Genomic DNA, 11,171 nt, shown 5'->3' on the forward strand with positions numbered 1-11,171 from the left:
CGCTCCGTGTGCTCGGCCACGACGCGTTCCTCCAGGACCCGCGTGCCCATGTAGATGTGGAAGCCGACCAGGCGCACCGAGGGGAAGCGCGCCGCCAGGTCCCGCTGGGCGAGCAGCGTCTCCTGGTCGATGCCGAACTGCCGGCTGGTGCCGCTCATCACGAGCTTGGCGCCCTTGACGGAGAAGTTCGGGTTGACGCGGAGCGCCACCCGCGCGGTGACGCCCCGTTCGCCGGCGAGGCGGTCGACGAGCGCCAGCTCGTCGAGGGACTCGCAGACGATCGCCGCGATCCCCGCGTCCAGGCAGGCGACGAGCTCGTCGGGGCTCTTGCCCGGACCGGGGAAGACGATGTCGTCCGGGGTGATGCCGGCCCGTTGTGCCGTGACCAGTTCGGCCAGCGAGGAGACCTCCGCGCGTGCTCCCAGGGAGCCGAGCAGCGCGCAGATCGCGACGTTGGGGTTGGCCTTCAGCGAGTAGAAGATCTCCAGGCGGGGGTGCAGCAGCTCGCGGAGGCCTTGGTACTGGCGGGTCACCACGTCCGCGTCGTAGACGTACAGCGGGGTGCCGAACTCGGCTGCCAGGTCCGTCAGGGACCGGCCCTGGATGTGGAGTCCGGTGGCGCTCGAAGGGTCAGTGGCCATGACGGTTCTCCTCCGTGAGGGCCGTGATGCGGGCGGTGATCCGCCGGTCGAGGGCGGCGAGTCGGTCGTCGCTGTCGGCCACGACGACTCCGTACAGACGGCCGTCGAAGGTCGTTCGCCCTTCGGCCAGGAGCCGGTGCTCGGCCGCGTTGACGGTGGCGTAGTTGTTGACGAGGAGTCCCTCGCCGGAGCCGGGCGTCATGAGGGTGTCCTGAAGGAGGTCGGCGACGCGGGAGAACGGGAGGCGGCCGCGGAGTGTGAGGGGGTACTGGGTGGCGAGCGCGACCCTGCCGTCGGGGATGAGCCGTTCGCGGATCCGCTCCTGATAGGTCGACATGTTGTTGCGGGCGTTGATCTCCACGATGGGGTAGAGGCCGTCGTCCGGGTCCACCATCGCGTCGACTCCGACCGTGCCGACGTACCCGTCGGCGTGGAGCCGTTCGCCGATCGCGCGCGCCGCCCGCGCGAGCTCGGCGCGCTGGGCCGCGTCGAGACGGGCGGGCATGCGGTGGCCCTTGTGCACGCCTCCGTCGGTGACGGCCTCCCGTACGAAGTCGAACGTGCACCCGCCGTCCCGGTCGATGGTGAACTGGTAGTTCAGGTCGGTCTTCTTGGCCACCCAGCTCTCGATGACCAGGCTCACCGCGTCGTCGCCCGTCCGCTCCGCACGGCGGGCGATCTTCCGTACGACGCGTTCCAGGGCGGACCGTTCGGAGACGACGAGCAGTCCCTTGCCCGAGACTCCGAAGGAGTCCTTCACGACGACCGTGCCGCCCCGGTCGAGGAGGCGTCCGGCCTCCGCGACGGCGCCGTGCAGCTCGCCCACCGTCCGGCAGGTCCAGCCCTGCGGCAGGCGCAGCCCGAGTTCACCGGCGAGCTCTCTGCTGTAGACCTTGCCGTTGACGGCCTTGCAGATCGCCGCGGACGGCCCGGCGAGCCGCAGTCCGGCGCGTTCGGCGAGCAGTTCCTCGCGCGGGGACACGCCGTGCGGCCACAGAACCGGGCCGCCCGTGAGCGACCCGAGCGCGTCGAGGAGGGCGGGGTCGGCGAGGACGTCCTCCGTCACCGTCCGGTGCGGGTCCTGGACCGTGGGCGTCAGCACCCGTGGAAGCGCGAAACCCAGCGCTTCGAGGTGCGCCACATGGTCGTCGTCGGGCGCGGACTTGAGGAGCACGTGGTCGTCGGGGCCCGCGAGCAGCAGACAGAACTCGTCCATCCGGTTGGCGATCTCACGGGTCGCGCTCACCGCCACGCGGGGCAGCCCGGCCTCGCCCTCGGCCCACTCGTTCTCGACCTCGAAATTACCGAGCAGGACCATGGGCGTATCCGGCCCGCCGGTGAGCACGGAGCGTATTCGGGTGGACCAGCTCTGCGTGAGAGCCGTGCCCACGGCACCCTTCCCAGGACTCACTTTCCTTGACTCACCTTCCGTGTTGGATTCCGTGGTGGAACACCATGGCGGAAAACGTCGCGCCGAGACCGACGGCTGTCATCACATAACGGTTTCCAGGAATCAGCCGACCGCTTTCGCGGGCGGTTACGTGATTGAGGAAGGGATCCGCACCGAAGCAATGTCCGATCTCCGCGATGTTCTCGGTGAAAACCCGGCCGGCACCCCGTATTCCCAGCTCCTTCAGTACGGGCATCCAGGACATCCGATTGACGTTGTGCGGCAGGACGAGATCGATGTCCCCGATACCGAGACCGGCGCGGTCCAGGGCCGCGCGGACGACATCGGCCAGCACCTTCGGGTAGGCCTCCTGGAACGCCTCGGCCGCCTCCGGCTCCATGGACATCCCGCCCTCGAAGGCGCCGCAGGTCCGTGTCGCGTAGCCCAGCAGGCGGTCGCCCGGACCACGCGCACCGACCAGCACGGCCGCCGCGCACTCCCCCATCACTCCGGTGTCGGGGATCACGCGAGCGCCTTGCGTGAACACCTTCTCCCCGGTCAGGACCAGGGCGAGCGCCTCCGGATCGCCGTCGTCGGCGATCAGCCGCCCGGCGAGCTCGACGGCCAGCAGGCCCGAGGCACAGGCGTGCTGTGTCACGCAGAAGGCGTGCGCGCCGTGCAGTCCGAGCGCGTCGCGCACCTCGTGCACGGTGCTGTCCGGATACGGGGCGTCCACCGGCATCGTGCGGCCCTGGAGGACGTGGCGAACGCGGTGCTCGCTGCCCTTGAGACCCGTCAGGCGGCGTGCCGCGCCGAGGAGTTGTCCCACGGCGTCCGCGTCCTCGGACACCCGGATCCGCGAGAATCCGAAGTAGCGCTCGTAGAGTTTGATGCGCGCTTCGGGAACGCCGCCCCGCTCAAGGTGGTCACGGGCCGGTACGGAGCGTTCCGGCCAGTATCCGGCAACCTCTTGAAGCACTGTCAACGTGCTCTCCTCAGTAACTGCGAACGAAGGTCGGGGTGTTCCTCTCCCGGGTCTGCATCTAGCATTGCGGACATGGTCGATGAAGCAGCCCCTGAGGAATTCAGTGACGTCGCTCGCATATCCCGGATCATCGGTGAGGAAATGGGTGGGATCCTCGGCTGCCGGCCGCTGGCGCCCGATGAGGATTTCACGGCGAGCGGCGGGGACTCACTGCGTGCGGTCGAGCTGGTCAACCGGCTCGTCGCCCGGCGGCACCCGGTCGAGGGGGACGGCGCGGAGCGGCTGCGCGCGGCACTGGTGACGGCCGTCTTCGACGACGCGAGCCCCGGCCACCTCGCGAGGGTCGTGGCCGAGACCGACGTCCCGGCGGCCTGACCACGGCGGCGACGGGGGCTCACCGCACGCCCCCGTCGACCGCGCCGTCCACGGGCAGCAGGGCGCATGCCTGTTTCAGCGCGGTGAGGTCCGGCTTCCCCAGCGTGGTGCGCGGCAGTGCGGACAGGACGTGGACGCGGTGGGGCACCTCGTGGGACGCGAGCCGGTCACGGCAGAACGCCAACACATGGGCGGTCAGCTCGTGTTGGCCGCGCAGCACGACTGCCGCGTGCACCGCCTCCTCGCCGTCCTCCTCGTGACCGAAGACGTGCGCTTCTGCCACGGCGTCGCACTCGTCCAGGACAGCGCCCACCCGGCCGGGGTCGACCTTGCGTCCGCCGACGTTGATGAAGGCGGCCTTCCGCGCCAGCACCGTCAGGTCACCGCCCGCTTCGACGCCGACCAGGTCCCCCGTGTCGAACAGGCCGTCCTCGTCCAGCGGGTCGCCCTCGCCGAGATAGCCGGCGAACAGGGTGGCGGTGCGCACCCGCAGCCATCCGGCCCCCGGTGGCGCGTCGGCCCCCTCGGCGGGCCGCAGCCGCCACGTCGCCGCGGGGTGGATCCGTCCGGCGGCGCCTTCCCGCCAGGGCTCCTCGCGGTCGTACTGGCAGGCGATCACGCCGGCTTCCGTGCTGCCGTAGATCTGGTGCACCGGGAGCCCGAACACCTGCTCCGCCCGCGCCCGGGTGTCGGCCGGCAGCGGGCCGCCCGACGACAGCAGGGCACGCAGGGCCGACCCCTTCTCTGTTGGACGCGGGGCCATGCCGAGGATGCGGTGGATCATGGGCGACCCGAGCAGCACGGTCGCGCCCTGGTCGATGGCCGTGTGCACCCCGCTGACGCTGAAGCGCGGCATGGTGACGATACGGGCACCGGACACCAGGCCACCGGCGAGCAGGCCCATCATGGCGAAGGAGTGGGCCATCGGGATCGGACCGACCAGGACGTCGTGCTCCGTATAGCCGTACGTGTCGCGGTAGATGCGGCCGCCGCGCTCGATGTTGGCGAGGGTCTGGCGCACGATGCGGGGCCTGCCGGTGGATCCGGAGGTCATGCCGAGGATCTCGGGGCTCCGGCGCGGTGCGCGGAGCGGGCCCGCGGCCTCCGTCATGACGTCCGCGTACGCGAGGACGCCGTCCCCTCCGGCCGGGCCCATCGCGTGCCGGGCGCCGATGCGCCGTGCCAGTGACCGCCGCACGCCGTCCGGCGAGGCGCCCGATTCCAGGCACAGGACGTCCACCGAGGCAGCGGTGAGTCCCAGCAACACCGCGATGCCTTCGGCGGAGTTGTCGAGGGCCAGGACCACGGGCTCGTCGCTCGGGAGCGTTCGGCGCGCGTGGTCGCACACACCTGCCGCCATGTCGCGCAGCCGGCGCCAACTGGTGTCCGCCCATCCGTCGGGCGTGCGGACCCGTACGGCGATCGCTTCCGGTCGCGTTCGCGCGTGTCGTTCGACGTGCTCGTGCATCAGACGCCCGCCCCCGCTCCGTCGACCGCGCCGGACCTGCCGATGCCGTGTGGCGCCTCAGGGGCAGGCAGGCGCCCCAGGGGCAGCCCGCCGTCGACATGGATCGTCTGGCCCGTGATGTACGAGGCCCCGTCCCCGGCGAGGAAGGCGAGGGTTGCCGCCACGTCTTCCGGGCGCCCCGTCCTGCGTACGGGGGCCGTTTCCGCGACCAGCGCCGCCCTGGCGGTGCTTCCGGGCTTCCCGCCGCCGGACCCCATGGTCATCGGGGTCTCGATGAACCCCGGGGCCACGGCGTTGACCGTGATGCCGAAGGGGCCGAGCTCCACGGCGAGCGCACGGGTCATGCCCTCCAACCCGGCTTTGGCCGCGGCGTAGTTGACCTGGCCATGGGCCCCCAGAGCGGAGACGCTCGACAGGTTCAGGACGCGCCCCCAGCGGGCCCGCGCCATGTGCTTGTGCACGGCCCTGGCGCACAGGAAGGCACCGCGCAGATTCACCGCGTGGACCGCGTCCCAGTCGGCCTCGGACATGGCGTGCAGGGCGCCGTCCCTGACCACCCCCGCGTTGTTCACCAGGATGTGCGGCCCGCCGAACTCCCGGACCACGGAACGCACCATCGCCTTGACGTGTCCCGGGTCGGTGACGTCGCACTCCACGGCCAGCGCACGACCTCCCCCGGAGGTGATCTCCTCGGCCAGGACGCCGACGCGCTCGCCCTGGACGTCGGCGAGGACGACCGCGGCCCCCGCACCGGCCAGACACCGCGCCGTGGCCGAACCGATCCCCCCGGCGGCCCCCGTCACCACGGCTATTCGCTCGTCCAACAATGCTCCACCGTTTCCCCCTTGACGGCCTCCAATTCGGCACGTCATTCAGATGTGTGCCACGGGGCCCTGCCCACCGTCGGCACCGGAGAAACACAGGATTCCTTTCCCTGAGTCAAAAGAAAGTCAAACTGTGTTCCGCGTGAAACGACCGTCACGCTAGAGCACCTTCTGTCGCAGGGTCAAGCATCGGCCGCGCCAGGAGCACCCGGGACGAAGTGACCCGAATCGCCAACGCTCAGGGCCTGTTGACTAAATCGCATTAGTTGTTTAGCGTCCCGCAGGACCACTTCGTTCGATCACTCGACCTCACATAGAAGCTGCAGGTCAGACGCATACCGCTGACCGACCACAGATTCGATGCACCTCCCCGGACCTGCCATTTCCAGTGTCCGGAGAGGTGGTTGCGCTAATGCGTCCGACAGTCACAAGCGGAAAGCAGGCCGGTCACATCGTGAATCAGAGCGCCCCCGTGCCCGTTAACCTGGTGGCACATTTCCTCGTGGCGGACGGCTACGGGAGTCTGGCCGAGTACGCGGCCGTGGGAATGGCCCGAGAAGGGGCTCGGGTCAACATCATCCCCATCAAGGTATTCCCCGAGGGGCTGTCCCCTCGGATGCACGACCTCCTCGCGAACTCCACTCCGTACGAGGAAGGCCCCGTACTCTTCTCGGCCGCCCTCGAACCGGAGCTGGAGCTCTACGCGCGGACCGAGCACTTCGTGCACACCATGTGGGAGTCGAGCGAGCTGCCCGCGGACTGGCCGCGCAAGCTCGACCGCGCCCGGGCGGTGATCGTGCCGACTCGCTTCGTCGCCGACGTGTGCCGCTCCAGCGGTGTGACCGTCCCCGTCGAGGTGATCCCCGAGGGCGTCGATCCCGAGCTGTACCCGTGGACCGAACGTCCCGATCGCGAGGGCCTGACGACATTGATCGTGGGCACGGTGCTGCCGCGCAAGCACGTCACCGAGGCCATCGCCGCCTGGCAACTGGCCTTCGACGGCGACCCGGACGCGCGCCTGATCATCAAGTCCCGTTTCCAGACGGCCAAGGCGCACGGCCTGACCGTCAGCGATCCACGGATCACTCTGGTCGACGACCAGGAGATGGTCCGCGGAATCCTGCACTGGTACGAGCAGGCGGATGTGCTGCTCGCCCTGGGCAGCGAGGGGTTCGGACTGCCCCTGGTCGAGGGGATGGCCACCGGACTGCCCGTCATCGCCCTCTCCTCCGAGGGACAAGGCGACATCTGCGCGGACGCCGGCGACCTCCTGCTGCCCGTGAGCCCCGCAAGGTGGGAAGTCGCGGACGAACCGGGCTATGGACGCTGCGGAGTTCGCGGCGTCCCCGATGTCCGGGAGGTCGCGCGGCGGCTCCGCTGGGTGGCCCGCCACCGACAGGAGGCCACCGCCATGGGCGTGGCCGCGTCGGCATGGGTCCACAAGCACCGGAACCTGTGGCACAAGGGGCCCTCGATGCTCGACGCCATGGAGACCCACATGCGTCCGCCGCGCCCGCTGCGGGCGCGATGACCACGGGTGCGACGCCGACCGGAAAGGAACAGAAGCGGGTGAGCAGCGAAGACGGGACCGGCACACACGGCCACGGCGAGGGACTCGGCGACGGCGTGAACGGACGTGACGGCGGCACCACCGCGCAGGAGTCCGGCGCGGTCTGCGTCATCGGCCTCGGTTACGTCGGCCTCACACTCGCCGTGACCCTCGCCGCACAGGGGCGACGCGTCATCGGCGTCGAGCGGAACCAGGCGGTGCGCGAACAGCTGGCGCGCAAGGAGCCCCACGTCCGGGAGGCCGGACTGGATCTGGCGGGGGCGGTCGACAGCGGCCTCTTCACGGTGACGGACTCCGTCCCCGCGGGCCGGGAGGTCGACACGTACATCGTGTGCGTGGGCACTCCCGTGGACGGCGACGGCACTCCTGACCTGCGGCAGGTGGAGGGAGCGACACGGGCGGTGGCCGACGCGGCCGTCGACGGGAACCTGGTGGTCCTGCGGTCCACCGTGCCGGTGGGAACCTCCCGGCGACTGCGCGCCGAGCTGCGCGCGCGGGCGGACGTCGAGCTGGCCTTCTGCCCCGAACGGACCGTTCAGGGAATCGCCGTGCAGGAGCTGCGCAGCCTCCCCCAGATCGTCTCCGCGGGCTCGCCCCGCGCGGTCGAGCGGGCCTCGGCCCTGTTCCGCGTCCTGACCCCCGGCATCGTCGAGGTGTCCGACCTGGAGACCGCGGAGGTCGCCAAGCTCGCCTGCAACGCCTACCGCTACTCCGTTTTCGCCTTCGCCAACGAACTCGCCCGACTCTGCCAGAGCGTGGGCGTCAGCGCCCGCGAGGTCCGCGACGCCGCCGGGGCCGGGTACGACCGCGCTCCGATGCCGTTCGCGGGTCCGGTCGGCGGATCGTGTCTCCCCAAGGACACGGCCATCCTCTCCCAGGCCTTCCTGGACCACGGGGCCCCGGGTTCCGCTCTGCTGAGCGGCGTCCGCGAGGCCCATCGGGAGACGCCGGCGCGGGTCGCCGACGAACTGGTGGAGCGCCTCGCGCACAGCGGTGACTCCGGGCCGCCCACCGTCGCGCTGCTCGGCGTCGCGTTCAAGGGACACCCCGAGACGGACGACGAGCGGTCCTCTCCTGCGGTGGAGATCGTGGCTCGACTGCGCCGACGGTACGCGGAGTTGACGGTCCGCTCGCACGACCCGGCGGTGCCGGAGCAGCGGCAGCGGGCGCTCGGGTACGAGCCGTGCGCCGAGGCCAAGGAGGCCGTCGAGGGCGCGGGCCTGGTCATCATCGGCACCAACCACAGGGCGTACGCCGAGCTCTCCCTGGAGTGGCTCACGGAGCGGATGGCGGGCCCCGGCATCGTCTACGACGCGTGGGCACTGCACGCCGGAGCCGGGGCCCAGCTGAACGGCCCGGTGCGTTATCTGGCGTTCGGGGAAGGCCAACTGGCCCGCCAGGCGTGAAGCGGGAGGCGCCGCGGGGGCCGCGGAGCCAGGTGGCCGCGCAGGCACGCAGGCACGCAGGCACGCAGGCACGCAGGCACGCAGCCACGAATCGTGATCCACGAGAAAGGAAACACTGTGAAGGTGCTGGTGACGGGGGCGGCCGGCTTCTTGGGCGGGTACGTCGTCGAAGAGCTGCTGACGCGCGGGTACACGGTCGTCGGCCTGGACAACCTCACCAAGTACGGCCGTCCGGCACGCACACTGCCCGACCACGAGCGCTACACGAGCGTGATCGGCGACGCGGCGGACAAGAGCCTCTTGTACGAACTGTCCGAGGACTGCGACCACTTCATCGCCAACGCCGCCCTCATCGGCGGAGTCCGGTACATGAAGGATCTCGCGTACGACATCCTGTCCACCAACAACCACCTGGTCGGCGCGGCGGCCGAGGTGGGCATCAGGCGGCACGGCGAGAAGCTGCGCAAGGTGACCTACGTCGGTTCCTCGATGGTCTACGAAGGTCACTCGGGCAACGGTTTCCGCGAGGGCGACGAACGCGTGATCGCGCCTCCCTCCACCGCGTACGGCTTCCAGAAGCTGGCCGTCGAGTACTACGCGAAGGCCGCCTGGTCGCAGTACGGCCTGCCCTACACCATCGTTCGTCCGTTCAACTGCGTGGGCGCGGGCGAGCGGCACGCCCCGCACACCAGCACGTCCTCCGACGAGCAGCAGCGCATGGTGCGCGGGCACGTCATCCCCGACTTCGTCGAGCGTGCGCTGCGGCGCGAGAGTCCCTTCCGCATCCTGGGCGACGGGAACCAGTACCGCACGTTCACCGCCGCCCGCGACATGGCCCGCGGGATCGTCCTGGCCATGGAGTCGGACGCGGCGCACAACGAGGACTTCAACCTGTCCGGTCGCCACGGCTGCACGATCGCCGAACTGGCCCGGCTCGTCTGGGACCGGATCAACCCCGGGGAGCCCTTCGCGCTCCGGCGCGAGGAGGCCTTCCCCGACGACGTCCGCGTGCGCAGACCGGACACCCGCAAGGCCGAGAAGGTCCTGGGCTTCGTCGCCGACACTCCGCTGGAGGTCATGCTGGACGAGGTCGTCTCGTGGGTGCGCGAGACCGAACTCGCGACGGTACGGCGATGATGAAGTCGCTCGACGTGGCCGGTGAGTTCTACGTCCACGACGGCTACGCCGGCATCTCGGAGTACATCGTCCTCGGTCTCAGCAGGCTCGGGGTCCGGGTGAACCTGGTCCCGTTCAAACTGGAGACGGACGGCCTGTCGGCCGAGATGCTCGACATCGTGGCCGCTTCCGGCCCCATCGGGACCGGCCCGCTGCTGTTCAACTCGTGGGTCCGCCCCGAGCTGGCGCGGTACTCCGGCCGCCCCCACATGATCCACACCATGTGGGAGTCGAGCCGGCTGCCCGCGAGCTGGGTCGAGCCGCTGAACCGCGCGCGCGTCCTGATGGTGCCGACCCGCTTCGTCGCCCGGATGTTCCGCGACAGCGGGATCACCGTGCCGATCGAGGTCGCTCCCGACGGCGTCGACGCCGACGTGTATCCCTACGTCGCACGCCCGGCGCGAGAGACCTTCACCACGCTGGTCGTGGGCACCGTCGTTCCGCGCAAGCACGTCGCCCAGGCGGTCGAGGCGTGGCGGCTGGCCTTCGCGGACGAGCCCGGCGCACGGCTGGTCGTCAAGGCGCGGTTCGGCGCGGAGGGGCGCGGCGGGCTGACCTCGCGGGATCCCCGCGTCACGATCGTCGACGCGAACGAGCCGACGCGCGGAATCCTGCACTGGTACGAGCAGGCGGATGTGCTGCTCGCCCTGGGCAGCGAGGGGTTCGGACTGCCCCTGGTCGAGGGCATGGCCACCGGACTGCCCGTCATCGCCCTCTCCTCCGAAGGGCAGGGCGACGTGTGCGCGGACGCCGGCGACCTCGTCCTGCCCGTCTCCCCGTCGCACTGGGAGGACGTGTACGAACCTCACCTGGGCCACTGCGGCGTACGCGGCGTCCCGGACGTCGCCGAGGTGGCACGCCACCTCAGGTGGGTCGCCGCCCACCGCGACGAGGCCCGGTCCCTGGGCCGTGCGGCATCGGACTGGGCGCACAAGGAGCGCGACGTGTGGCAGAAGCCGAAGGTCATGCTCGACGTCATGGAACACCACTGGCCGGAGTGAGTGAGTTCTCCCCTTCGGGACGCACCCTTCGGGACGGCTCGCCGGTTCATCCGGCGGGCCGTTCCTGCTGCTGGGTCACCAGAAGGTTCCCCGGTCACCAAAAAGTGCGTTCTTCCACGTCAGCGTCTGCTCTCTTACGGTTCCCGAGTAACCACCAGAGAGCACACGGCACAAGGAGGCGGCCGACATGGCCATCACGCTGGTGAACCCCGAAGGACTCCCGCACGTCGACGTCTACCGGCAGGTTTCGGTCGCGTCCGGCACGAAGCAGATCTTCGTCGCCGGACAGGTGTCCCTGGACGCCGAAGGCACCACCGTCGGCGAGGGCGACCTCG

General features: G+C 70.4%; 10 protein-coding genes and 1 pseudogene. 6 read left to right on the forward strand and 5 right to left on the reverse strand.

Features of this window, described 5'->3' with window-relative positions; genetic code table 11:
• The 3 genes from AOK22_RS35830 to AOK22_RS35840 all read right to left on the reverse strand — a co-directional run.
• A partial coding sequence (locus AOK22_RS35830; RefSeq protein ID WP_482255568.1) for a type III PLP-dependent enzyme domain-containing protein occupies positions 1-641 on the reverse strand: 641 nt, incomplete at its 3' end.
• Complete coding sequence (locus AOK22_RS35835; RefSeq protein ID WP_244165242.1) at positions 631-2,052, reverse strand: preATP grasp domain-containing protein; 1,422 nt, start codon at positions 2,050-2,052, stop codon at positions 631-633. The genes AOK22_RS35835 and AOK22_RS35830, both read right to left, overlap by 11 nt.
• Before the next feature lie 10 nt (positions 2,053-2,062).
• Positions 2,063-2,860, reverse strand: a complete 798-nt coding sequence (locus AOK22_RS35840) for a 3-oxoacyl-[acyl-carrier-protein] synthase III C-terminal domain-containing protein (protein ID WP_237773166.1) — start codon at positions 2,858-2,860, stop codon at positions 2,063-2,065.
• A 228-nt stretch (positions 2,861-3,088) separates the two neighbouring features.
• On the opposite strand from AOK22_RS35840, the gene AOK22_RS35845 reads away from it, so the two are divergent.
• Complete coding sequence (locus AOK22_RS35845) at positions 3,089-3,391, forward strand: acyl carrier protein (RefSeq protein WP_063795405.1); 303 nt, start codon at positions 3,089-3,091, stop codon at positions 3,389-3,391.
• 19 nt (positions 3,392-3,410) lie between these two features.
• Here AOK22_RS35845 and AOK22_RS35850 read toward each other — a convergent pair whose 3' ends face one another.
• Positions 3,411-4,859, reverse strand: a complete 1,449-nt coding sequence (locus AOK22_RS35850) for an AMP-binding protein (RefSeq protein WP_055702868.1) — start codon at positions 4,857-4,859, stop codon at positions 3,411-3,413.
• A complete protein-coding gene (gene fabG, locus AOK22_RS35855; protein WP_425264113.1) occupies positions 4,859-5,683 on the reverse strand; it encodes a 3-oxoacyl-ACP reductase FabG in 825 nt (274 codons plus the stop codon). Before fabG ends, AOK22_RS35850 begins: the two co-directional genes overlap by 1 nt.
• 487 nt (positions 5,684-6,170) lie before the next feature.
• Here fabG and AOK22_RS35860 point away from each other — a divergent pair, with 487 nt between their 5' ends.
• The 5 genes and pseudogenes from AOK22_RS35860 to AOK22_RS43395 form a co-directional block, all read left to right on the forward strand.
• Positions 6,171-7,214 (forward strand): glycosyltransferase family 4 protein, encoded by a 1,044-nt coding sequence (locus AOK22_RS35860; protein WP_157872396.1) that lies wholly within the window; start codon positions 6,171-6,173, stop codon positions 7,212-7,214.
• Between the two features lie 38 nt (positions 7,215-7,252).
• Positions 7,253-8,659, forward strand: coding sequence for a nucleotide sugar dehydrogenase (locus AOK22_RS35865; RefSeq protein WP_244165243.1), 1,407 nt, complete (start codon positions 7,253-7,255; stop codon positions 8,657-8,659).
• 117 nt (positions 8,660-8,776) lie between these two features.
• The gene (locus tag AOK22_RS35870) at positions 8,777-9,796 is read left to right on the forward strand and encodes an NAD-dependent epimerase/dehydratase family protein (protein ID WP_063795407.1); all 1,020 of its coding nucleotides are present in this window, start codon (positions 8,777-8,779) and stop codon (positions 9,794-9,796) included.
• Positions 9,793-10,836, forward strand: a complete 1,044-nt coding sequence (locus tag AOK22_RS35875) for a glycosyltransferase family 4 protein (RefSeq protein WP_079037047.1) — start codon at positions 9,793-9,795, stop codon at positions 10,834-10,836. The genes AOK22_RS35870 and AOK22_RS35875 overlap by 4 nt, the downstream gene beginning before the upstream one ends.
• A gap of 187 nt (positions 10,837-11,023) precedes the next feature.
• Positions 11,024-11,171, forward strand: a pseudogene (locus tag AOK22_RS43395) (RidA family protein); the annotation flags it as partial.

The organism is Streptomyces silaceus, assembly GCF_001419745.1.
Taxonomy (GTDB): domain Bacteria; phylum Actinomycetota; class Actinomycetes; order Streptomycetales; family Streptomycetaceae; genus Streptomyces; species Streptomyces silaceus.

Coding starts and splice junctions, on each gene's coding strand:
- AOK22_RS35850 (WP_055702868.1), bottom strand. CDS start 4,859: ATGCACGAGCACGTCGAACGACACGCGCGAACGCGACCGGAAGCGATC.
- AOK22_RS35845 (WP_063795405.1), top strand. CDS start 3,089: ATGGTCGATGAAGCAGCCCCTGAGGAATTCAGTGACGTCGCTCGCATA.
- AOK22_RS35875 (WP_079037047.1), top strand. CDS start 9,793: ATGATGAAGTCGCTCGACGTGGCCGGTGAGTTCTACGTCCACGACGGC.